The following is a 21,952-nucleotide window of genomic DNA, read 5'->3' as shown; positions in this document are numbered from 1 at the left end:
GGCGGACGCGCCGGGCGTTCAGCGCGGCGCGCCCCCGTCCTGAACGGGCAGGTCCCAGGCGATCACGCGCAGGAGCTCCGCCACGCTGAACGCTTGAGCGAAGCAGCCGCCGGGGTGGTGCGGCGCCTCCCCGGACGCGACCTCGGGCACCTGCCCGAGCGCGATCTCGTTCGCGGCGGCGGACGCCACGAGCCTGTGGAGCAGCGGGAGGACGTGCTCCCCGAGCGCGGAGGAGTGCCGGGCGGCGCGCGCGTAGAACCCGAGCAAGAACGGCCAGACCGTGCCCTGGTGATAGGCGCCGTCCCTCGCCTCGGGGCCGCCCTGGTACCGGGGCGCGTAGGCCGGATCGGCGGGCGAGAGCGTCCGCACGCCGGCGGGGGTCACGAGCTCCAGGCGGGCCCGCTCGAGCAGCGCCGCGGCCTGCTCCGGCGTGAAGCAGGCGGGATCCACGGCCACGGCGATCACCGCGTTGGCGCGGATCGACGCGTCGCGGAACGCGCCCTCCCCGTCCGCGTTCTCCGAGACGACGTCGTACGGGTAGCTGGTCTCCTTGCACCAGAAGCGGGCGGCGAAGCCCCGGCGCGCCGCGCTCGCGGCCGCCTCCGCGCGCTCCGCGAGGCGATCGTCGCCGGCGGCCCGCGCGAGGCGCGCGAGCGTCTCCGAGCCCTTCGCCCACAGCGCCGTGAGCTCGACCGGGCAGCCCGCGCGCGGGGTGACCGCGCGGCCCGCGATGCGCGCGTCCATCCACGTGAGCCCGTCGATCGCGCCCTCGCCGCGGCGGCCCGCGGCGAAGAGGCCGTCGGCCGTGATGTGGATGCCGTTGCGGGTCCCGCGCAGGGCGGCCTCGAAGGCGTCGCGGAGCGCGCCGAGCAGCTCGCCCGTGACGAACGGGTGCGCGTCGCCGATCGCGTCGGCGAGCAGGCGGGCGACCTCGAAAAGCCAGAGGGTGGCGTCCGCCGCGTGGAAATCCGGGGGCTCGCCCGCGTCGGGGAGCCGGTTCGGCACGAGGCCGTCCTGCATGGAGTCGATGATGGCGCGGAGGACGCGGATCGCCCCCTCGGTCTTGCGCGGCACGAGGTAGAGGCCGGGCAGCGAGATGAGCGCGTCGCGGCCCCACACCTCGAACCACGGGTAGCCCGCGATGACGCTGGGCCTCGCGGCCGCGTCGGCGCGGAACGCCTCGGCCGCGATGCAGAGCCGCCGCTCCAGGAGCGGCCGCCGGGGCCCCGGGTCCTCGGCGCGGATCGCCGCGCTCGCCGCGGCGAGCAGGTTCTCCGGCTCGTCCTCGGGGAGCGCGCCCACCGCCACGAGCAGGTGGACGGGCTCGGGGCCGATCACCGTCTCGAAGTGGCCCGGCGTCCAGAGATCCTCGAGGAAGTCGAGGCCGCGATCCTGCTCGCCGAGGTACTCGAAGCGGCGCCACCAGTCCTGCGAGCCGACGAACGTGCCCTGGTAGCGGAAGCAGATCCGCGGCAGCGCGCGGTTCGGCTGCACCCGGACCTCGCCGATCGAGGGGCTCGGTCGCCCCGAGCCGGCGTCGGCGCGCGCGGCGCCGGCGCGCAGCTCGACCTTCTGGGAGATGCCGCCGTTCTCGCGGAGCAGCTGGTGCATGTGGCGCGCGGCGAGGAGCGGGCGCAGCGTCAGCATCACCGGATCCGCCCCGCTCCAGGCGTAGCGCAGGACGGCGGCGTTCTCGCCGCGCACGAGGCCGAGCGTCACCTCGAGCTCGCCGCCCGGGAGGGCGTACGCCCAGCGCGGGAGCGGATCCTGATCGAAGCGCTCGAGGTAGAACGAGCCGTTCTCCGGGTCGATGCCCGGGAACTGGTGCTTGGAGAGGTCCCACCGCGGCCACGCCGCCCGGCGCTCGGTCGGCGCGCCCTGCTGCCGGATCGGGCGGACGCTGGCGTCGACGTGCGAGAGCATCACGTGCCGGCGCCGCGGCGGGTCGAGCGCCGCGACGAGCAGCCCGTGGTAGCGGCGCGTGTGCATGCCGGCGATCGTCGAGCTCGCGTAGGCGCCCGCGCCGTTCGTGTGCAGCCACTCCTTGCGCGCGATCGAGAGCTGGCCGCGCACCTCGACGTGGGGCCAGGGCGACGCGTGCTCCAGCGCGGCGCCCTGGGCGCGCGACGCCGCGGGCGCGGGCGAGAAGGCTTCGTGAGGCGGAGCGTACCTCCGGGATCCGTCAGAGCTCATCGACCGCCGGTGGCCTTCCTGAGCGAGTCCTCGGCGGCGGCGCGCATCACCTCGACCGGCGCCGGGAGGCCGGTCCAGAGCGTGAAGGACTGCGCCGCCTGGCCGACCAGCATGCCGAGCCCGTCGGACGCGCGGAGCCCTCGCTCGCGCGCCATGCGGAGGAACGGCGTCACCGGCGGGTTGTAGACCACGTCGTAGAGGCAGGCGCTCGGCGAGAGCGAGTCCCACGGGATGATGCGGGTGACCTCCTCGCCCGACGGCCCCCCGAGCATGCCGGCGCTCGTGGCCTGGATGATCAGGTCGGCGGCGACGGCGAACTCGCTCCAGTTGAGCCGCAGCGCCACCGAGGACTTGCTGCTGATCGACCGCTCGGTCGGGATCGGCCAGGGCGCCGTGAGCGCGCCGAGCTCGGACGCGCGCTGCCCCGCGGGCGACTCCAGCATCGCCTCGGTGCTCGTCCATGACCGGGTGGTCACGCTGATGAGGTGGTAGCCGAGCATCTTGCAGGCGGCGATCGCCGCGAACGCCGCGCCGCCCGCCCCGATGATCAGCGCGCGCTGGCGCGGGCTCGAGGGCGCGCCGCCCCGCCCCGCCGGATCGTCGCCCTGGGGCGGGGCGGATCGCAGGAGCAGGTCGAGCTCGTCGCGGAGCGCGATCACGTCGGTGTTGTGCGCGGTCACGCGCCGCGGCTCGGCCGCGCAGAGGACGTTCGCGACGCCGACGTCGACCGCGCTCGAGTCCACGTCGTCGACCATCGACATGATCGCGCGCTTGTGCGGGATGGTGACGTTCGCGCCCGCGATGAGGCCGCTCCGGATGTCGCTGACGAAGCGCGCGAGCTCCGCGCCGGTGGGCACGTCGAACGCGCTGTAGATGTGGGGCAGCTGGTGGGCCCGAAACGCGGCCGAGTGCATGGCCGGCGAGACCGAGTGGCCCACCGGGTGCCCGACCAGACCGAACATTCGCCGCTCAGGGTTCGACATGACGCCTCTCCTCCGGGCCGGCCTCCGCTCCGCCCTGCCCCGCCGAGACCTGGCCCGAGGCGCCCGCGCGACCGAAGGCCGGGGCGCGCTCGTCGGCCGCGAAGCCGAGCCCGAGCTGCTCGCACGCGGGCGCGCCGGGCTGCGCCCTGCGCCTCGTCGCGCGGCCGGCCGCCGGGGCGCGCGGCCCGCCGCTCTGGCGCGCGGGCGGGGCGGGCGCCGCCGCCTCGGCCGGCGCGGGCGCCGCGGGCGCCGCGGGCGCGCCGCGCTCGACGAGCGGCTCGTCCGGCCCCGCGGTGGCCACGACCCGCGCGAGCAGCGCGCCGTGGTGGACGCGCACCGTGATGGGGTCGCCCGGCGCGACCTCGCGGTGATCGCGGACCGCGCGGCCCGACGGGTCGGTCGCGATGGCGTAGCCGCGCGCGAGCACGCGGAGCGGCGACATCGCCTCGAGCCGGGCGACGTCGCTCGCGAAGCCCTCCCGGAGCAGGGCGACGTGGCGGCGCGCGGCGGCGGCGAGGCGCACCGACAGCGGCCTGAGCGCGCCGCGCGCGCCGGCGAGCACCGCGCGCGGGTGGCGCGCGGCGAGCCTGCGCTCGAGGCGCTGGAGCCCGGCGCGGTCCTCCACGACGATCCGCTCCATCCGGCGCCGGAGCCTCGCGACGGCGTCGTCGATCCGCTGCTGCGGCTCGGCCAGGATCTGCGCGGGCGAGCCGAGCCGGGCGCGCTGCCGGTCGACGTCGGCCCGCGCGGCCCTGAGCCGGTGGGCGATCGCGCGGCGCATGCGGGCCTCGAGGTGCTCCAGCGCCGCGCGGCGCGCGGCCGCGTCCGCGACGAGCATCTCCGCCGCCTGCGACGGGGTCGCGGCGCGCGCGTCGGCCGCGAGGTCGGTCAGCGCGACGTCGATCTCGTGCCCGACCGCGCTCACGATCGGCACGCGCGCGGCCGCCACCTTCCGGACGACGATCTCCTCGTTGAACGCGCTGAGGTCGTCGGCGGAGCCGCCCCCGCGCCCCACGATGATCACCTCGATGCCGGGGAACTCCTCGAGCAGCGCGATCGCGCGGACGATCCGCTGCCCCGCGCCGGCGCCCTGCACCGGCGTGCGCGCGAGGATCAGCCGGGCGGCGCCGCGGCGGAACGCGACGGTCACGATGTCGTGGATCGCCGCCCCGTCGCCGCTCGTGACGACCCCGATGATCTGCGGATCGACCGGCAGCTTGCGCTTGCGCTCCGGCGCGAAGAGCCCCTCGGCGGCGAGCTTCTCCTTGAGGCGGAAGAGCGCCTCGAGGAGCGCGCCGCGGCCGGCGAGGCGCGCGTCGTCTGCGCAGAACTGGAGCCGGCCGCGCGGCACGTAGACCGTGGCGCGGCCGGTGAGCACGACGCGGGCGCCGTCGGCGAGCAGCTTGCGCGCGCGCGGCGCGGCGGTCCGGTACATCACGCAGTCGATCGCCGCCTCCTCGCTCTCGTCCTTGAGCGTGAAGTAGGCGTGGCCGCTGCCCACGACGCGCAGGCCCGAGATCTCGCCCTCGACGCGCACGTCGGCCGTCGAGCCCTCGAGGATCCGCTTCAGCCGGCGATCCAGCTCCGCGACCGAGACCACCTCCGGCTCGGCGCCCCTCTGCCGGCGCGAGGGCGGCGGGCTCGTGAGCTCGCGAGGCTCGGCGGCGGGAGGGGCCGCAAACGAGAGCTCGGGCGGGATATCGCGGCGCTGCACAGGGCAGACCTACCCTTTTGCTCGGCCTGGGGAAAGACTCTCGCGGGCCTGATCCCGTGTCGGGCCGCGACGAAGAACGCGCGGCTCCAGGTGGAGCACCCCATCGCCGAGTGGACGACCGGCGCCTGGATCGCGCGGCGTCATCGCGCGCCCACGGCCGGCTGCTGCCGAGCACGCCGTCGCGGGCATCCGGGCGAGCCTCTCCTTTGACGGGATCTCCTCTCGCACCCCGAGTTCCAGGCCGGTCGCCGACGACACGGGCTCCGCCGGCGAGCCCCCGCGGAGCGCTGCGGCGACCGCGGCGAAGCGCCGCGGCGAAGCGCCGCGGCGACCACCGCGGTACCGTGAGGACGAGGCCTCGCACGTCGCCGCGCTCGCCGTCGGGGCTGCAGGCCGAGCCGCCGCCTGCTCGTCAAGCGGCCGTCGATCCGGCTTCACCGCGACGCTCGCGGCGGGTCGTCCATCACGTTCAGGCGAAGCCTGCGCGGGAGCCCTGCGATGCCTCCGGGCCGTCAGGCGGCGCCGGGGCCCTGCGACCGGAGCGCAGCCTGCAGCGCTTTCCCGCGCCGCCCCGAGGTGGTGGCTCCGGCCAACGCGCCGCCTACGCGGCGCGTCGCCCCAAAGTCTCTCTCGCTCCGGCCCCGCTCGATGCTATCCTACGCCGAACTTTCGGCTGGGGTGGAGGTGCGATGGGACGCGAGGCGAAGGGCCAGAAGGACCCTCTTGGGTCCGTCGCCACGCTCCCACCGATCGAGGCCCGCGCGCAAGAGCCTCCGCCTGCGACAGGCTGGCCGGCCGCTCCGCTCGCCGGCCAGCCGGCGAGCGACGAGGCCGTGACGCCTCCCCCCGAGACGCGGTGGTTCGACGCCACCGCTCCCGACCTCTCGCCGGCGCGGGGAGCAGGCGCTCGACGGCTCTGGTCGATCCCGCTCCTCGTGGCCGCGCTCGTGCTGGTCGCGACCGCGCGCAGCGTGACGGTCCGTGTGCTCTTGCCGGTCGCGCTCGTCGCGGCGGCGGGGGCGCTGCTCGCGCGGGGGCGGCGGCACCTCCTGCCGGCGGCGCAGGCGAGCCGTCGCGGGCTGAGCCTCGACGGCGATCGGCTGCTCCTCCGGGGCAAGGGCAGCGCCGGGGAGCACGTGCTGCTCACGACCCGCGAGCGGTTCGGCGTGACGCTCCTCGCGACGCCGCGCCGCGATCGCATCGTCGCCCTGCTCACCTCCAGCGCCGGGATGTCCTCCGTCGGGGCCAGCTTCGACGGCCCCGCGCGCCGCGCCTTCGCCGCGCTGCTCGACCGCGCGTCCGTCGTGGGCTCCGACGAGGTCGGGCTCGAGGCGATCGGCCCGGACGGCGAGCCGATCTCGCTCGGCCCCGCGGTGCTCGCCGCGCTGCTCGAGGAGCTCACGCAGCGCTCGCCCGGGTGCCTCGATCGCTTCCTCCTGACCGACGCGCGGGGCGCGGCGCTCAGCCTCGACAGCCGGGAGCTCCGCGCCGGCGGCCGCGTCTTCGATCTGACCGCGCCGCTCGAGTGGCGCGCGTTCGTCTTCCAGGAGGCGCTCGGCCAGGCGGTCGCGGTGTACCAGGGGACGTGGGTGCGCCAGGGCACGAGCGAGCTCTTCCTCGTCTGCCTGCTCCCTGCGATGACGCCGGCGCTCGACGGTCTGGGCGCGTCGGTCGGCCCGCTCGATCGCGGCGCGCTCCGCGATCTCCGGCTGATGCAGGGCACCCCGGAGAGCCCGCCGCCCGCCGAGCAGCGCGTCGCCATCGATCGCCTGCTGATGGTCCCGATCCGCTCCGCGCTGGACAAAGCGCCCCGGCCCGCCGCGCAGACGTACCGCGCGCGCGCATGAGAGCGGCGCCAGGCGCGCCCTGACGGCGCGTACGGCGCGATGGGCACGGCGTGCGTGCCGTGTCCCAACGTCCCGATGCGAGCGCGCCAGAGCGTCGGCCTTCGCTTGACGCGCGCGTGCGAGCACGGGTAAACCGCGCACGGTACCCAGGCGTTCAAGTCACCACGTCCCCTACGAGATCCGGAGGCGATCCATGGCCGTCGATATCCAGAGACTGTTCAACGAAGAGCTCCCTGCTGCCCTGTCGAAGCATTCCGACACGGCCAAGCAGATCGGCGGGAAGTACCAGATCAACGTGACGGGCGAGGGCGGCGGCGAGTGGCTGATCGACCTGTCCGACACCGGGCCGAAGCTCGCCTCGGGCAACCCGGGCGGCGCGGACGTCACGATCTCGCTCACCAGCGAGGACTTCCAGAAGCTGTACGAGAACCCGCAGGCCAACTCGATGCAGCTCTACTTCGCGGGCAAGCTGAAGGTCGCGGGCAACCAGATGCTCGCGATGAAGCTCCCGAAGCTCTTCCAGCTCAGCGCCGGCTGATCCCGGCGCCTCCGGCGCCCCGACTCCCCGGCGCCGGCGACGAGCCTCTCTTGGATCGCAGCCCCCTGCGATCACCTCCCCGATCTCTCGGAGCCCGCTTCAACGCCGCGCGCGGGTGCGACGGCGTCCCTTCTCTTCCTCCTCGATCCTCGACCCCTCTCGCGCCACGACAGGGAGGCCTCCATGCGCCCGCTCACCGATACGCGCATCCTCGATCTCTCGAGGCTCCTGCCGGGCCCCTTCGCGACCCTGGTGCTGGCGGATCTCGGCGCGACGGTGGACAAGATCGAGGACGTCGCCGGCGGCGACCTCCTGCGGCAGCTCCCCCCGCAGATCGCCGGTGAATCCGCGGCGTTCCAGCTCTTGAACCGCGGCAAGCGCAGCGCCCTGCTCGATCTGAAGAGGCCCGAGGGGCGCGACGCCTTCCGCCGGCTCGCCGCGACGTACGACGTGCTCTTCGATCAGTTCCGCCCGGGCGTGCTCGATCGGCTCGGGCTCGGCCACGCGGCGCTCCGCGCGGACAACCCGCGGCTCATCGTCTGCGCGCTGACCGGCTACGGCCAGACCGGCAGCCTGTCGGCGCGCGCGGGGCACGATCTGAACTACGTCGCGCGGGCGGGCGTCCTCGGCGCCCAGGGGCCCGCCGACGGCCCGCCGCAGGTGCCGGGCTTCCAGGTCGCCGACGTGAGCGGCGGGATGTGGTGCGCGATCGCCATCCTCGCGGCGCTGCGCGAGCGCGACCGGACCGGGCGGGGCGCGGTGCTGGACATCGCCATGACCGACGGCGCGCTCGGCTTCGCCCTCCCCACGCTCGCCGCGGCGCTCGCGGGCGGCGACCCGGCGCTCCGCGGGCAGGACGCCGCGGAGAGCGCGCGCGCAGCGGGCGACGAGCCGCTCACCGGGGGGCTCGCGCCGTACAACACCTACCTCTCCAAGGACGGTCACGCGATGGCGCTCGCCGCGCTGGAGCCGAAGTTCTGGCGCGCGTTCTGCGAGGGCGCAGGGATCGAGCCCGATCCGAGCGCGCTCGTCCCCGGACCGCACCAGGATGGGCTCAAGCGCGAGCTCGCCGCGGTCTTCCGGCAGCGGACGCGCGCGGAGTGGGAGGCGCTCGCCGCCGAGCGCGACTGCTGCCTCGAGCCGGTGCTCGATCCGCGGCGCGCCCCGTCCGATCCCCACCTCGCGTCGCGCGATCTCCTGTTCGAGATCGCCTCGCCGCGCGGCCCTGTCCCCCAGCTCAGGACGCCCGTCACGCCGGCGGGCGCCGCGTTCGCGCCGGCGCCTCGCGCCGGGGAGCACACGCGCGCCGTGCTGCGCGACGCGGGCTTCTCGGACGGGGAGATCGACGCGCTGATCCGCGCCGGCGCAGCGCGCGAGGCGGGCTGAGGATCGCGCCGCTCGGGGCGCGGTGAAGATCGCGGCGCGCGGCTCGGTGAAGGCACGGCGCGCGGCGAAGATCGCGCGGCGCGCGCCGAAAGCGGAAGCGCGCGCCGCGCGCCCGCAGCCGAGGCCCGGCGCGCCTCCCTCGCGTCAGATCTTCTTCAGCTCGTCCACGAACTCCCAGTCGGCGATGAGGTGCTTCTTCAGCAGCAGCGACAGGAGCGCGGCGAACATCGCCTCCCAGCGCACGTTGTTGCCGAGGATCTCGCTCGCGTCGGCGCCGTGCGAGACGGCGCGGAGCGCGGAGACGAGATCGCGCGCGGTGAGGCCCGGATCGTCCGCGGCGGGCGCGGGCGGCGGCTCGGACTGGGCCGCCGCCCGCGCCGGGGCTGGCTGCCGCTGCTGGGCCTTGGTCCCACGCGCGGGGAGCGTGATCGTCGTCCCGTCGAGGAGCGTGAGCGACACCATCCGCCGGCGACCGCGGCCCTGCGGCGCGGGGATGTTGCGCACCTCGCGCTCGCTCGGGGGCTCGTCGCCGTGGTCCGGGGCGCTCTCCGCGGCGGTGCGCGCGGCGCTCTCCGCGGCGGTGCGCGCGGCGCTCTCCGCGGCGGTGCGCGCGGCGCTCTCCGCGGCGGTGCGCGCGGCGCTCTCCGCGGCGGTGCGCGCGGCGCTCTCCGCGGCGGCGCGCGCGGCGCTCTCCGCGGCGGCGCGCGCGGCGCTCTCCGGGGCGCTGCGCGCGGCGGCGGTCTCCGCGGCGGTGCGCGCGGCGCTGGCGCGCCCGAGCACGGCGCCGAGGAGCGCGGCGGCCGGCGTGCTCGACGTGGGCGGCGCCTCCGTGCTCGGCGCGGCCTCGCTGGCGGGTGGCGTCAGCGGCCCCGGCGCCGAGCTCGGGCGCAGCGTCTTCCGGCGCTCCGACGGCGCGGCCTGCGCCGGCTGCGCGGATTGCGCGGATTGCGCGGCCTGCGCCGCCGCGAGCAGCTCGGGCGACGGCGCGACCTTCAGCGTCGGCCGCGAGCGCTGCTCGTCAGGACGGCCGCGGATCTGCCGCTCCTCCGGCCGCCCGCGGGCCTCCCGCTCCGCCGGCCGCGCCGCGGGGCGAGGCGGCTCCCAGGCGAGCTCGTCGTCGATGGCGCCCATGTCGCTGGCGTCGACCTCGGAGGTCTCGATCGCCGGCACCGCGTCGTCGACCAGCCGCGCCCCGGAGCGGAGCGCGGGCCTCGTCAGCAGCAAGGGCTCCGGCGTCGACGAGACCTCCTCCGAGTGCCTGGCGGTCTCCGGCGCGCCGAGCTCGGAGGACGGCGGCGGATCGACCGGGCGCGCCCGCGACGGCGGCTCGTTCGCCTGGGCCCGCTGCGCGGGCGCCGGCGGCGGCGCGGAGCGAGCGCGCGCCCCGTAATAGACCCGGATCGCGTTCCGGATGTCGCTCGGCGGAGCGATCATCGCGCGCACGGGCAGGCCCGAGAACGCCATGCACTCCTTCATGCCGTCCTCGTTCGTCGGATCGTCCATCGCGACGTAGAGCGTCTCGCCCTGGTTGCGGACGTGGCGCACGTAGATCGGGACGAGGCAGTAACGCTCGGCCACGTCGTGCGGGACGAGGTTGAGCAGCTGCCGCGAGAACTCGATGTGCAGCAGCGACACCCAGGGAACAGCGAGCTGGTGCGATAGGATCTGCGTCAGCTGGGTTTCGTTGATGAGACCTTGCTCGACGAGGAGCGTCCCCAACCGCCGGCCGTCCGTGCGCTGCAGCTCCAGGGTCCTCTCGAGGGCGTCCTGGGTGATCATCCGCGCGTCGACCAGGAGCTGACCGAGACGTAGGCGAGGCGTAACCATCGCGCCCGAGGTTACCCCAAGTGGGATCCAGGACCTAACAGACGGCAGGACGAGCCCCCCCGCCCCCCTCCGGGCGAGGCCCCGGGGGCCCAGGGAGACCTCGACTCCAATCGCTATCCCGAACGTGGTAAGGTCCCGCGCGTGTCCACAGTGGTCTGCCCGCAATGCGCGAATCCGTGCGAGCAGGCGCACAAATTCTGCCCGGTGTGCGGTTTCCCCATCTCGGAGTTCAACCGGACCTCCGACGACCCGCTGATCGGCACGACGCTCCCGGGCAACTACGTGATCCTGGAGCTCGTCGGCGTGGGCGGCATGGGCCGCGTGTACAGGGCCGAGCAGAAGGCCCTGGGGCGCACCGTCGCCGTCAAGATTATCCACCCCCACCTCCTCGGGGACGAGAGCGCGTCGGTCCGGTTCATCACCGAGGCGCGCGCCGCGAGCCGCCTCAACCACCCGAACTCGGTCGGGGTCATCGACTTCGGTAAGAACGGCGGGCAGCTCTACCTCGTGATGGAGTTCCTGCGCGGGCGCGACCTCGCCCGCGTCGTCTACGAGGACGGCCCGCTCCCCTTCCGCCGCATCGTCGACATCCTCTGCCAGGTGCTCGCGGCGCTCGCCGAGGCGCACCACCTCGGCATCATCCACCGCGATCTCAAGCCCGAGAACATCGTGCTCGAGCCGATGCGCTCGGGCGGCGACTTCGTGAAGGTCGTCGACTTCGGCCTCGCGAAGATGAAGGCGGAGGTCGCGACGACGAACATCACGAGCCCCGGCATCGTCTGCGGGACCCCGGACTACATGGCCCCCGAGCAGGGGCGCGGCGATCCGATCGACGCCCGGAGCGACCTCTACGCGTGCGGCGTCATCCTGTTCCAGCTGCTCACCGGCCGGCTCCCCTTCGAGGCCGAGTCGCCGACGCAGGTCGTGCTGATGCACCTCTCCTTGCCGCCGCCCGACCCCGCCCTGGTCGCGCCGGAGCGCGAGATCCCCGAGCCGCTCGTCGAGGTCACCCTGCGCGCGCTCGAGAAGGAGGCCGCGCGGCGCTACCAGACCGCCGACGAGTTCTCGGCGGCGCTGCGCGCGGCGGTCGGGACGTTCGACACGCCCTCCGGCCGCTTCTCGTTCGCCGAGGCGACGGTCATCTGCGCCTCGTGCCGCGCCATCGTGCCGCGGGGCCAGAAGTTCTGCGGCGAGTGCGGCGCCAGGATCGCGCAGGCGCAGGCGCACGCGCCCGCTCCGGCGCCGCGCGCCGCGCCCCAGGCCGCGCGGCGCGATCGCTCGTCGGCGGCGCCCCCGCTCCCGCTGCCGTTCGCGGCGCGCGAGGAGGATCTCGCGTGGCTCGACGTCTGCCTCGCCGACGTCGAGGGCTCGGTCGTCGCCGCGCGCATCGTCGGCGAGCACGGCGTCGGCAAGACCCGGCTCCTCCGCGAGTTCCTCGACGTCGCCGCGAGCCGGGGCGACATCGTGATCCAGACCGGCCCGGACCCGTGGGGCGCCGAGGTCGGCTACTACGCGCTCCGCTGGGCGATCGCCGGGCTCGCCGAGCTCCCGCACGACGGCGGCAACGCGTCGAACTGGAGCGGCGCGACGCCGGAGGCGCGGCGCGGGCTGCTCGAGATCTTCGGCAAGGGCGACCGCGCGGCCGACGTGCGCAGGCACGCCTGGAACAAGCCGGCCGCGGGCGGCCTGTCGCCCGACGATCGGCGCTTCATCGCCGCGGAGGCGCTGCGCTGGGCGCTCTCGCGCGCGCAGCAGTCCGCCTTCCCGCACCGCGTCCTGCTCGCGATCGACGACCTGCACGCCGTCGACGGCGCGAGCCGGAACGCGTTCGCCGACGTGATCGCGGAGCCGCCGCTCGCGGCGCTGCTCATCGTCGCGAGCCACACGCCCGGCTTCGAGCCGGGGTGGGGCGGGGCCGTGCGCGCGCTCGGCGGCCTGCCGAAGGACATCGCGCTCTCGCTCCTCCGGAGCAGCGTGAGCCTCGATCACCGCGCCGCCCGCAAGACGCCGCAGAGCACGGGCGGAGCGCGGCCGTCGCCGCGGCGCGATCCTTCGGACGGCGCCACCGCCGATCACGTCGCGCTGGGCCTGCCGCCGAGCGCGGCGACCCCGGCCGGCCTCGGCGGCGACGCCGCGACGGTGCCGCCGCTCTACATCGACCAGCTGGTCCGCTACACCCTCGAGGGCGGCAGCGATCCGCCCGCGCGCATGGCCGACCTCGTCGCCGCGCGCATCGAGCGGCTGCCGCAGGACGCGCGCCGCACGCTGCAGGCGCTCGCCGTCATCGGGGACGCGGCGGACCGGGCCACGCTGCAGCGCCTCTTGCCGGACATCCGCGCCTTCGACGAGCTGCTCAACAAGCTCGCGGCGGCGGGCATGATCGAGGAGCACTCGAGCGGCATCCGCACCGCGCACCCGCTGCTCCGCGACGTGACGCTCGCGACGATCCCGGCCGGCGTCCGGCGCGATCTGCACGCCAAGGCGACGTTCGACAGCGCGGGCGATCCGCTCGCGCTGCCGCTCGAGGTGCAGGCGATCCACGCCTACCACGCGCAGAACGCGTTCGTCGCGCTGATGCTGCTCGAGCAGGCGGCGGATCGGTCGGCCGCGCGCGGGGACACGGCCGGCAGCGTGCTCGCGCTGCGCCGCGGCCTCGACCTGGCGCGGCGCGAGATCTTCCGGGGCGAGCTCGACGATCCGGTGCGCGCCGTCCTCATCTTCAGCCGCAAGCTGGGCGAGGCGCTCGCCCGCGCCGGCGATCTCACCGACGCCGACGGCGTGCTGCGCGAGGCGCTCGACCTCGCCGGCCCCGGCGGCCCCGACCGCGCGCTCGTCCTGGGCGCGCTCGCGCACGTGGCGCACCAGCGCGAGCGCACCAGCGAGGCGTCGATGTACCTCCGCGAGGCGATGGACCTCGCCCGGCAGGGCGCCGACAGCGACGTGGTGCAGTCGCTCGACAAGATGCGGCGCGAGTGGATGGCGCGCTGAGCGAGAGACGGTGAGCGGCGAGGAGCGAACGCAAGGGCCCCGAACTCCGGCGAACGCAGCGGCGCCTGCGGGGCGCGCGCCGTTCATCGCGCGGTGGGACCTCGACAAGACCTACCTCCGGACGGACTTCGACACGCTGCGCGATCTCGTGCGGACCGCGATCGAGCGGCCCGATCAGAAGCGCACCGTGCCGGGCGCCGGGTCGCTCCTGCGCGAGCTCGGCCGCGCGGGCGTCGAGACGCACATCCTCTCGGGCAGCCCGGAGCAGCTCCGCTCCCGCATCGAGCAGAAGCTGCGGCTCGACGGCGCGCGCTGGGCGTCGCTCACGCTGAAGCCCAACCTGCAGAACATCCTGCGGCTGCGCTTCCGCGCCCTGCGCGGCCAGCTCGGCTACAAGCTGCCCGCGCTGCTCCAGCGGCGCTGCGAGCTCCCGAGCCAGCGCGACCCGAGCGGCGCGCTGATCCGCGAGGTGCTCCTCGGCGACGACGCCGAGGCCGACGCGTTCGTCTACTCGCTGTACGCCGACGTCTGCGAGGGGCGGGTCACCCCGCTGGAGCTCGGCGAGGTGATGCGGCTCGGCCACGCCTACGACGACACCATCCTCGACGCGATCCGGTTCGCGAGCTACGTCGAGAAGGGCCCCGTCGTCGAGCGCATCCTGATCCACCTCGATCGGCAGTCATCTCCCTCGGATTTCCGGATCTTCGGCGACCGGGTCGTCCCCTTCTACAACTACCTGCAGGCGGCCTTCGTGCTCCACGAGGACGGCCGGATCGCCGCGCACGCCGTGCTCCGCGTCGCGCAGGACCTGGTCGTCGCGCACAACTTCGACAGCGTCGCGCTCGCGCGGAGCTACGTCGACCTGTCCCGCCGCGGGCACGTCTCGGGCAAGGGCATCGCGTCGCTCGAGGCCGCCTACGGCGAGCTCGCGCAGCGCAGGGCCGCGGGCGCGAGCGACCTCGGCGCGATGATCGCGGAGCTCACGCGGCTCTGCAGCGATCTGCGCCCCGCCGTGAGCCGGCCGCACGCGGCCATCGACTACCGCGCGCTCGCGGCCGGCCACAACCGCCGCTCGAAGCGCGGCCGCTGACCGCTCGCTTCACACCCAGGCGTTGTTGAGGATCTCACCGACGCCGCCGGCGCCCGGGACGATGTACTGGATGGCGTTCAGGCCGCGCTCCTCGTCCCAGTGCGTGCCCGGCTCGGTCTTGAGGACGCGCGCCGGCGAGAGGCCGCGATCGAGCCGGAGCGCGTAGATGATGGCGTCCGGGTGGGCCTCGGTGACGCGGCGGATGTACTCGGGCGTCACGATGAGGTGCATGGCGATGCACTTGGCCGGCCGCCCCTCGAGCGCGGTCTTGTAGTACGTCATGGCGCTGACCATCGACGAGCCGGTGGCGCCCATCGGATCGGGGAAGAGCACGTGGCGCCCCTCGACGTCGCGCCCGATCTTGGCGTCGTGCCAGGTGGCGCCGACCACCTCGCCGAGCTCGTTCGTCTGCCGGCTCATGAACAGGTGGTCCTGCCGCACCAGCGCCGGGTCGAGGACCTCGTTCATGAGCTCGTAGACGACCTGGGAGGGCATCGTCCCGGCGCGCGCGATGCCCACGGTGACGACCTTTGTCGCGCGGGACAGCGCGGTGCCGCGATAGACGGCCTCCGGGTGGGACGAGATCATCCGGGTCGGGACGTCGACGCGGGTGCGCTCCAGCTCGGCGGCGAGGACGGCGCGCGCCAGGGTCTGGTAGAGGAACCCGACGAGGCGCCCCACGTCGGGCTGAACGGTCTCCGGGGAGCAGGCGCGGGCCAGCAGAGTCCACGCGAGCGGGTCGTCGAGGAGGTGCACGCCCGGACCGTATCGGTGCGCAATTTCCGGGGGCCGGAATCGGCTCTCAGCGTACGCAACGTCGACCATCGTTTTTCTGTTACACTACCTGGCCCGGCGCGGGGTATTCCTCCGGGTGCGCGCCGGTGCTCTCCCCGGGAGCGAAGCGGTTTTCGAAGCGATGAGGGCGCCCGCCCAGCGGGCTGTCCGGTGGACTTGCAAAGGAAGGGATGTTCGGTGGATAGCGACCTTGCCGAGTCGGTTACGGCGCTCAAGGATGCCTTTGCCCGAAGAGGCATCCCTGCGAGGTTCGGAAAGGCGGCTCCAGCGGTGGTGGAAGAGCTGCGCAGGACGCTGCGGGTGCCCGCCAGGTACCGCGCTTTCCTGCAGGAGGCCGACCCGCTCGACGTCGAGACGGTGACGCCGGTCGAGCGCGTACGCCTCATCCCCTCGGAGAAGCTCGCGGCCGAGCAGCAGGCGAACGGCGGCGACAGCTCCCTCCCAGGCTGGCGCAAGAGCTGGATCCTCATCGCGCGCAGCGCGCTCCTGGGAGACCCTTACTTCCTCGACATCTCGAAGCTCGACGCCGAGGGAGACTGTCCCGTGTTCACCTGCATGACGGGGACCGACTCGCTCAAGCCGGAGCTCTGCGCGTCGAGCTTCCAGCAGTTCCTTCGCATCCTCGCGACCTCGATGGAGGTCGCGTCCGGCTTCGGCGAGAGCGGCCTCGACGACGACGACGAGGCCATCTTCCGCGAGGCGCTGGCGCCGAAGATCAAGACGATCGACTCCGCGGCCCTCCGCGCGGGTCACTGGACGTGACGCAGCGCCCGCGGCGCGCCGCGCGCGGCCGCCGCGGGTCGAGCTGACCGCGCCATGGCCAGGTGCCCGGTTTGCAACGCAGAGGCCCCGGGCTCTGCGCGGTTCTGTGTGGCGTGCGGCGCGCCGATCGCCGCGAGGGACGCCGTCGCTGCCCCTTCGGCCCCTCCTCCGCCCGGCCCGCGGGCGACCGTCCCCGGGAAGCCGCTGCTGGAGGCGCTGCTGCCCGAGGATCCGTCGCGCCGGGTCAGCGCGCCGGCCTTCGGGGCCGGCGGCGCGAACGGGCCCGCGGCGGCGCCGCACGTCATCCCCGCGCCGCTGGCGGGCTCGCTCCCGCGGCGCTCGCCGGGGGGCCACCTGCCGGCGGGGACGCTCGTCGATCAGAAGTACGTGGTCGAGCGGGTGCTCGGCGAGGGCGGCATGGGCGTCGTCTACCTCGCCCGGGACGTCCACACCGGCCTGCACGTCGTCCTGAAGGCGGTGCGGCAGGAGCTCGGGCATCGGCCCGACGTGCGCGCGCGGACGCTCGCCGAGGGCCGCGCGCTCGCGCAGATCGATCATCCGAACGTCGTCCACCTGAAGGCGGTGGTCGCGGAGCGGGACGAGCTCTGGCTCGTCATGCAGTACATCGACGGCGAGAGCCTCGAGCAGGCGCTCGCCAGGTACGCCGACGAGCGCCGGCCGATGCCGCTGCCCGAGGCGCTCTCGATCTTCCGGCAGATCGCCTCCGGCATCGCCGCCGCGCACCGCGAGGGGGTGATCCACCGCGATCTCAAGCCGGCCAACGTGCTCCTCCGCGGCAAGGACGGCGTCGCGAAGGTCACCGACTTCGGCATCGCGAAGGCCGAGGCGGACGCGCTCGCGGGGCGCGGGATGACCAAGGGGATCATCGGCTCGCTCTATTACATGTCGCCGGAGCAGGTCCTCGGGCGCCGCGATCTCGACAAGCGGGTGGACATCTACGCGCTCGGCGTCGTGCTCTACGAGATGCTGGTCGGGCGGGTGCCGTTCGACGCCGAGAGCGACGTCGAGATCATGCGGCAGCACGCGGAGGCGCCGCTCCCCAGGGTCAGCGCCGTGCGCCGCGACGTCCCTCCGGAGCTCGACGCGTTCCTCCAGAAGGCGTGCGCCAAGGACAGGGCGGATCGCTTCGCCAGCTGCGAGGAGATGCTCGCGGCGCTCGACGTGATCGCCCGCCCTCCGACGCCCGCGACCTCGGCGCCGCTCGGCGCGTCGAGCCGCCCGCCGCCGCCCGCGGCCACGACGGTCGACGAGGTCCGCGACGCGGCGCGCTCGCCGGGCGGCGCGGCGCTGGCGAGCCGGCCGGCCCCGCCGCAGCGCGCGCGCGGCTCGTGGCTCGCGATCGGCGCCGGGGCGCTCGTGATGTTCGGCGGGGCTGCGGCGCTGCTCGCGCTGGGCGTGCTCGACAGGCCGCGCGACGTCCGCCGGAGGGGCGCCTCGGCGCAACCGCGCCCGGCGGCCAGCGCGAGCAGCGCCGCCCCGGACGCGGGCGTGGAGCCGACGCACACGTCGCCGCTCGCCGGCCTGACGGGCCTGTGGGTCGGCAACGGGCGCGAGCTCGAGGCCGTGCTGGCCGGCGAGGCGCTCGAGTTCCGGGTCCGCCGCCCGGAGCAGTTCGCCCCGCAGGACTATGAGGAGGGCGAGGCCCGCTTCTCGCTGCGCGAGATCCCCGGCGAGAGCGGCGTGTTCGCCGTGGAGGACCGGCTCCGCTTCATCGCGCCCGAGTCGCGCCAGTTCGACCCGGCCCGCTCGCGCGGCACCTGCCAGGACGTCCGCAGCGACGTGGAGGGCCGCCCCCTGCGCGCGAGCTTCGACGGCGCGCGCCTGAGCGTCGAGTTCGCGAAGATCGAGCCGACCACGAGCAACTTCGTGATCGAACGCAACAAGGTCGTGAGCTGCGTCGGCCTCAGCGCCCTCCCCGCCACGCGCGTCGTGAGCACGCTGTCGAGGATGTGAGCCCGCTCAGAGCCCGCCGACGGCCGGTACTGGCTGCGGCTTTCCGGCGTGGATGACCGCGCAGCGGACGGTGGTGGACGACGTCGGCGCGCTCGCCCGCCCGCCCCCGAGGACGAGCGTGCCGAAGACGTCACGCGCCGCCGCGTCGACCTCCGCGGCGCCGCGCGGCGGAACCGGGTTCCCGCTCGCGTCGAACACCGTTACGGCCTGCACGACGCCGCGGGCGATCTCGCTGTCCGGGAAGGACATCATCACCGTGATGCGGACGTAGGCCGACGCCCCCTCGACGATCCCGAAGCTGTGCGGTTTCTTCGCGAACGATCCGCAGAAGCCGCTCGTGCCCATGCCGCCGTTCGGGCCGTAGTTCGCCGACGCCCACTGCCCGACGTTGACCGTGAGCCCGCTGTCGCCCGAGCCCTGCGCGTACTGGACGCACTGGGCGAGCGCGGGATCCCACATCGCGCCCGTCGGGCACTGCCCCACCTTGGCGCAGGCCTGGCCGGTCCAGACCTCGTCGCGCGCGCAGGTCTGCGAGAGCGGGACGCACGCGGCGGTCGGGCCGTCGACGATGAGCTGCTGGCCGGGCGGGCATCCGAGCTTCTGCCCGGCGCCGATGGCGACCCCGGCGTTCGTCGCCACCTGCTCGCGCGACACGCAGAGGCCCGTGCTCTGGTCGATCTCGTCGCCCGGCCGGCAGCGGTCGGGGGCGCACCCGCCGGCCTCGTAGTGGCGCCCCACGCCGCAGTAGGCGTTCGCCGCTTGAGGCGTGAGGCACTGGCCCGCGATCGAGAGGTAGCCCTTGAGGCAGCGGCAGCGGTTCTGCTTTGTGTCGAAGCCAGCCCCGTCGCTGCACGACGAGATCGAGCAGCGGCAGCTGCTGCCCTGGCAGATCTTGAGGAAGCAGGAGTTCTCCGGGCACCCGACGAGGACCAGAGGCGCGAGCGCGAGCAGCGCGATCGAGAGCGCGGCGGGGGCGAGGCCGAACGAGCCGGACCGCATGGGGCGACCCTACTCGATCCGCTCGGGCCGGCAAACTCGCGGAGCGACGCGCGCCCCGCGCGCAGCGCCGGGCGCACCGCGCCGCAGACGCAGCGCGCGGCCCGCCGTGCGCGGCCGACGTACCGGCGGCCGGGGTGCTGTGGTACGGGGTGTCGCCGTCCGCGCGGAGATCCCGCCGCGCCGGTCCACCATCAAGCCATGCTGCCCATCTACATCGAAGGTTCGCCTGAGTTCGAGTCCACCCTGTCTGCCCTGCGCACCCGCGGCACGGGCGATCTCGCGAACGTCACGCCGGCGGTGACCGAGATCATCGACAACGTGCGCCGCGGGGGTACGTCCGCCGTCCTCGGCTACATCGAGAAGTTCGAGCGGAGGACGTCGAAGGCGCTCGTCCGCCACGCGGGCCCCGAAGCGGAGGGCGGCTTCGGCGGGGCCGAGGCGCTCGCGCGGCTCCCGCAGGAGGTCCGCGCCTCGCTCGAGACCGCGGCCGCGAGGATCGCGCGCTACCACGAGCGGCAGCGCGACGCGGGCGACCTCGGGCCCGCCGAGGCGGCGGCGAGCGGCCCCGCGCTGCAAGCCGGCTTCAGCTACGAGGACGAGGGCGTCCTCCTCGGCATGCGCGTGCGCCCCCTGCGCCGGGTCGGCGTCTACGCGCCGGGCGGCAAGGCCCGCTATCCGTCGAGCGTGCTGATGTCCGCCATCCCCGCCCGCATCGCCGGCGTGTCCGAGATCGTCCTCGCGAGCCCGTCGGCCGACGACGTCACGCTCGCGGCGGCGCACCTCTCCGGCGTGACGACCCTCCTCGACTCGGGTGGAGCGCAGGCGATCGCGGCCTTGGCCTACGGGCTCCCGGAGCTCGCGCCGGTCGACAAGATCGTGGGGCCCGGCAACGCCTACGTCGCCTGCGCGAAGAAGCTCGTCTTCGGCGACGTGTCGATCGACGGCATCACGGGGCCGAGCGAGATCCTGGTGCTCGCCGACGACGCCGCGGATCCGCGGCTCGTCGCGGCCGATCTGCTCTCGCAGGCCGAGCACGACGAGGCGTCTTACGCGCTCCTCGCGACGACCTCGGCCAAGCTGGCGGAGGCGGTCGCGCGCGAGCTCGACGCCGCGCTCCCCGAGCTCACGCGGCGCGCCATCGTGCAGGCGTCGCTCTCGACGCACGCCGCCGCGCTCGTCGTCGGCTCGCGCGCTCGCCTCGCCGAGGTCGCCGATCAGCTCGCGGTCGAGCACGTCGCGTTCCATGTCGCCGACGCCGAAGGGCTGTTCTCGGAGATCGGCACGCTCGGCGCCGCGCTCCTCGGCAGCCTCACCCCGGTGGCCGCGGGCGACTACCTCGCGGGGCCGTCGCACGTGCTCCCGACCGGGGGCTCGGCCCGCTTCGGGGCGCCGCTCGGCGTCTACGACTTCGTGACGCGCGCGAGCCTCATCCGGTACTCCGGCGCGGCGCTGCGGGCGCAGGGCCCGATCATCGAGAAGCTGGCGCTGGCGGAGGGCCTGCAGGCGCACGCCCGCGCCGTGTCGCTCCGCCTCTCGAGCACCGCGGCCGATCCGGCAGCGAAGCGCGGCGCGCCGCAGTCCTGACGTCCCGCGCCGCCGCCCCGCGCGCCGCGCCCTCGAGGGCGCGGCGCCGGGACGCGGCCCTGCGCGCTTCGAGCGCGGGCCCCGTCCTGCGCCTGTCCGCCCGCTCCCCTCGACCGCAGACGCGCGCTCGCGCTCGCCCGCGTAGGGCGGCCCGCGGTCAGCCCGCGTAGGGCGGGCGCACGCCAAGTGCTCGAGCCGCGTCACGCGGCCTCGCGGCGGCTCGCGCGTGGGCCCGGCTCACTCGACGCGGAGGTAGCCCGCGTTGATCATCTTCAGCACGGATTGCGCGGTCTCCAGATCCGTCGCGGGGCTCTTGTTGAGGACCATCGCGAGGTGCCCGTGGTTGTAGACGACCTGGAGGACGTCCAGATCGACGGGCGAGAGATCGCGGAGCAGCGGCTTGAGCGGCTGGGGGATGACCAGGCGCGCCGACAGGTCCGGGAGCTGGTGGCGGATGTTGTTCAGCTCGTCGATCTGCCGGAGCCCCTCCATGAGGAGCTCCTGCACCGTCGCGCTGATCTCGCCGGTCATGACCCGCTCCTCGGCCGGCTCCAGGTCGAACGTCCCGCCGGCCCACGTGAGGATCCGGTAGACGCTCTTGAGCGGCGGGACGTCGGTCAGATCGTTGATCGTCGCAAAGGTCACGATGCCCTTGCGCAGGTAGATCTTGCCGACGTCGTCGTCGGAACGGACGACGAGGACTCCGCTCTTCTTCGATGTGCCGAAGAGCTGAAGCAGATCGGGGAGCGGGATCTCGTCGATCGACCCGGACATCGACCGGGTCTGACCGCTCCTGAGCGAGGGCTCGTCCATCCGGCGGCGCGCCGGGGGCGCGCTCGGATCGGTGGAGACGACCTTGAGGATGCTGGTGCCGATGAGCACCCGGTCACCCTCCTTCAGGGTCGTCTTCTTGATCTTCTCGCCGTTGACGAACGTACCGTTCGTCGAGCCGAGATCCTCGATCACGATCTGCTGTTCGGTACAGGCAATCCGGGCGTGGCGCCGGGAGACCATGTCCTCGACGAGGACCATGTCGAGGTCGCTGGAGCGACCCACGACGATCTCCTGCTGCTCCCCGAGGGGAAATTCGCCGCCTTGGTACTTCCCGGAGATGAAGCGCAACGCCAGTTGCCGCGTTGCCGACACCTTGGGAGCGTGGTTATCCATCGCAGGGAGTAAAAACCTTCGAGCGCTACGCGAGCGCCAGCAGGGGGCAAAGTCTAGTTTCACCGAGCAAAGGTGGTCAAGAGATCCGGGCGGTTCTTTCAAATG

15 protein-coding genes are annotated in these 21,952 nt (G+C 74.5%); 8 read left to right on the top strand and 7 right to left on the bottom strand.

The genetic code is table 11. The features are described 5' to 3' along the window. Positions 1 to 18: 18 nt before the first annotated feature. The 3 genes from NQZ70_RS15360 to xseA are packed head-to-tail and all read right to left on the bottom strand — an operon-like array spanning position 19 to position 4,890. On the bottom strand, positions 19 to 2,193 hold the full coding sequence (locus tag NQZ70_RS15360; RefSeq protein ID WP_129574873.1) for an amylo-alpha-1,6-glucosidase: 2,175 nt from the start codon (positions 2,191 to 2,193) through the stop codon (positions 19 to 21). Further along, positions 2,190 to 3,176 carry a shikimate dehydrogenase gene (locus tag NQZ70_RS15355; protein WP_165373971.1) on the bottom strand — a complete coding sequence of 329 codons (987 nt, stop codon included), beginning with the start codon at positions 3,174 to 3,176 and terminating at the stop codon, positions 2,190 to 2,192. The genes NQZ70_RS15360 and NQZ70_RS15355 overlap by 4 nt, the downstream gene beginning before the upstream one ends. Continuing rightward, positions 3,163 to 4,890 carry an exodeoxyribonuclease VII large subunit gene (xseA, locus tag NQZ70_RS15350; protein ID WP_129574872.1) on the bottom strand — a complete coding sequence of 576 codons (1,728 nt, stop codon included), beginning with the start codon at positions 4,888 to 4,890 and terminating at the stop codon, positions 3,163 to 3,165. The genes NQZ70_RS15355 and xseA overlap by 14 nt, the downstream gene beginning before the upstream one ends. Positions 4,891 to 5,723: 833 nt before the next feature. Between xseA and NQZ70_RS15345 the strand changes: the two genes are divergently transcribed. The 3 genes from NQZ70_RS15345 to NQZ70_RS15335 all read left to right on the top strand — a co-directional run bounded on the left by NQZ70_RS15345 (position 5,724) and on the right by NQZ70_RS15335 (position 8,661). Beyond that, positions 5,724 to 6,737, top strand: coding sequence for an IMP dehydrogenase (locus tag NQZ70_RS15345; protein ID WP_207217861.1), 1,014 nt, complete (start codon positions 5,724 to 5,726; stop codon positions 6,735 to 6,737). Positions 6,738 to 6,930: 193 nt separating this feature from the next. Next, positions 6,931 to 7,275: an SCP2 sterol-binding domain-containing protein gene (locus tag NQZ70_RS15340; protein ID WP_129574870.1), complete on the top strand. Its 345-nt coding sequence runs from the start codon at positions 6,931 to 6,933 to the stop codon at positions 7,273 to 7,275. 183 nt (positions 7,276 to 7,458) lie between these two features. Beyond that, a complete protein-coding gene (locus NQZ70_RS15335) occupies positions 7,459 to 8,661 on the top strand; it encodes a CaiB/BaiF CoA-transferase family protein (RefSeq protein ID WP_129574869.1) in 1,203 nt (400 codons plus the stop codon). A gap of 144 nt (positions 8,662 to 8,805) precedes the next feature. On the opposite strand, the gene NQZ70_RS15330 is transcribed toward NQZ70_RS15335, so the two are convergent. After that, complete coding sequence (locus NQZ70_RS15330; RefSeq protein WP_129574868.1) at positions 8,806 to 10,488, bottom strand: hypothetical protein; 1,683 nt, start codon at positions 10,486 to 10,488, stop codon at positions 8,806 to 8,808. A gap of 141 nt (positions 10,489 to 10,629) precedes the next feature. Between NQZ70_RS15330 and NQZ70_RS15325 the strand changes: the two genes are divergently transcribed. Then, positions 10,630 to 13,476 carry a protein kinase domain-containing protein gene (locus tag NQZ70_RS15325; protein WP_129574867.1) on the top strand — a complete coding sequence of 949 codons (2,847 nt, stop codon included), beginning with the start codon at positions 10,630 to 10,632 and terminating at the stop codon, positions 13,474 to 13,476. Positions 13,477 to 13,486: 10 nt separating this feature from the next. Beyond that, positions 13,487 to 14,566 (top strand): hypothetical protein, encoded by a 1,080-nt coding sequence (locus tag NQZ70_RS15320; protein ID WP_129574866.1) that lies wholly within the window; start codon positions 13,487 to 13,489, stop codon positions 14,564 to 14,566. A gap of 9 nt (positions 14,567 to 14,575) precedes the next feature. On the opposite strand, the gene NQZ70_RS15315 is transcribed toward NQZ70_RS15320, so the two are convergent. After that, on the bottom strand, positions 14,576 to 15,391 hold the full coding sequence (locus tag NQZ70_RS15315; RefSeq protein ID WP_129574865.1) for a uracil phosphoribosyltransferase: 816 nt from the start codon (positions 15,389 to 15,391) through the stop codon (positions 14,576 to 14,578). Between the two features lie 240 nt (positions 15,392 to 15,631). On the opposite strand from NQZ70_RS15315, the gene NQZ70_RS15310 reads away from it, so the two are divergent. Both NQZ70_RS15310 and NQZ70_RS15305 read left to right on the top strand, forming a co-directional pair. Next, complete coding sequence (locus NQZ70_RS15310) at positions 15,632 to 16,123, top strand: SMI1/KNR4 family protein (protein ID WP_020734930.1); 492 nt, start codon at positions 15,632 to 15,634, stop codon at positions 16,121 to 16,123. A 54-nt stretch (positions 16,124 to 16,177) separates the two neighbouring features. Continuing rightward, positions 16,178 to 18,097, top strand: a complete 1,920-nt coding sequence (locus NQZ70_RS15305) for a serine/threonine-protein kinase (RefSeq protein ID WP_237245330.1) — start codon at positions 16,178 to 16,180, stop codon at positions 18,095 to 18,097. A gap of 6 nt (positions 18,098 to 18,103) precedes the next feature. Here NQZ70_RS15305 and NQZ70_RS15300 read toward each other — a convergent pair whose 3' ends face one another. Continuing rightward, entirely contained in the window at positions 18,104 to 19,096 is a 993-nt protein-coding gene (locus NQZ70_RS15300) for a hypothetical protein (protein WP_129574864.1), read from the bottom strand. 198 nt (positions 19,097 to 19,294) lie between these two features. Between NQZ70_RS15300 and hisD the strand changes: the two genes are divergently transcribed. Then, a complete protein-coding gene (gene hisD, locus NQZ70_RS15295; protein WP_129574863.1) occupies positions 19,295 to 20,680 on the top strand; it encodes a histidinol dehydrogenase in 1,386 nt (461 codons plus the stop codon). Positions 20,681 to 20,917: 237 nt separating this feature from the next. Here hisD and NQZ70_RS15290 read toward each other — a convergent pair whose 3' ends face one another. After that, entirely contained in the window at positions 20,918 to 21,847 is a 930-nt protein-coding gene (locus NQZ70_RS15290) for a DUF4388 domain-containing protein (protein WP_129574862.1), read from the bottom strand. Positions 21,848 to 21,952 lie beyond the last annotated feature (105 nt).

Origin of the sequence: Sorangium sp. So ce836 (assembly GCF_028553905.1) — a bacterium.
Lineage (GTDB): Bacteria > Myxococcota_A > Polyangia > Polyangiales > Polyangiaceae > Sorangium > Sorangium cellulosum_D.
Note: the sequence above shows the minus strand (reverse complement) of the source record. Positions and strands in the feature narration are given on the sequence as shown.

What these genes read in the sequence shown, in the direction of transcription:
- NQZ70_RS15330 (WP_129574868.1), bottom strand. Translation starts at nt 10,488, where the DNA reads ATGGTTACGCCTCGCCTACGTCTCGGTCAGCTCCTGGTCGACGCGCGG.
- NQZ70_RS15355 (WP_165373971.1), bottom strand. Translation starts at nt 3,176, where the DNA reads ATGTCGAACCCTGAGCGGCGAATGTTCGGTCTGGTCGGGCACCCGGTG.
- NQZ70_RS15290 (WP_129574862.1), bottom strand. Translation starts at nt 21,847, where the DNA reads ATGGATAACCACGCTCCCAAGGTGTCGGCAACGCGGCAACTGGCGTTG.
- NQZ70_RS15335 (WP_129574869.1), top strand. Translation starts at nt 7,459, where the DNA reads ATGCGCCCGCTCACCGATACGCGCATCCTCGATCTCTCGAGGCTCCTG.
- NQZ70_RS15300 (WP_129574864.1), bottom strand. Translation starts at nt 19,096, where the DNA reads ATGCGGTCCGGCTCGTTCGGCCTCGCCCCCGCCGCGCTCTCGATCGCG.
- hisD (WP_129574863.1), top strand. Translation starts at nt 19,295, where the DNA reads ATGCTGCCCATCTACATCGAAGGTTCGCCTGAGTTCGAGTCCACCCTG.
- NQZ70_RS15315 (WP_129574865.1), bottom strand. Translation starts at nt 15,391, where the DNA reads ATGGTCGACGTTGCGTACGCTGAGAGCCGATTCCGGCCCCCGGAAATT.
- NQZ70_RS15360 (WP_129574873.1), bottom strand. Translation starts at nt 2,193, where the DNA reads ATGAGCTCTGACGGATCCCGGAGGTACGCTCCGCCTCACGAAGCCTTC.
- NQZ70_RS15305 (WP_237245330.1), top strand. Translation starts at nt 16,178, where the DNA reads ATGGCCAGGTGCCCGGTTTGCAACGCAGAGGCCCCGGGCTCTGCGCGG.
- NQZ70_RS15340 (WP_129574870.1), top strand. Translation starts at nt 6,931, where the DNA reads ATGGCCGTCGATATCCAGAGACTGTTCAACGAAGAGCTCCCTGCTGCC.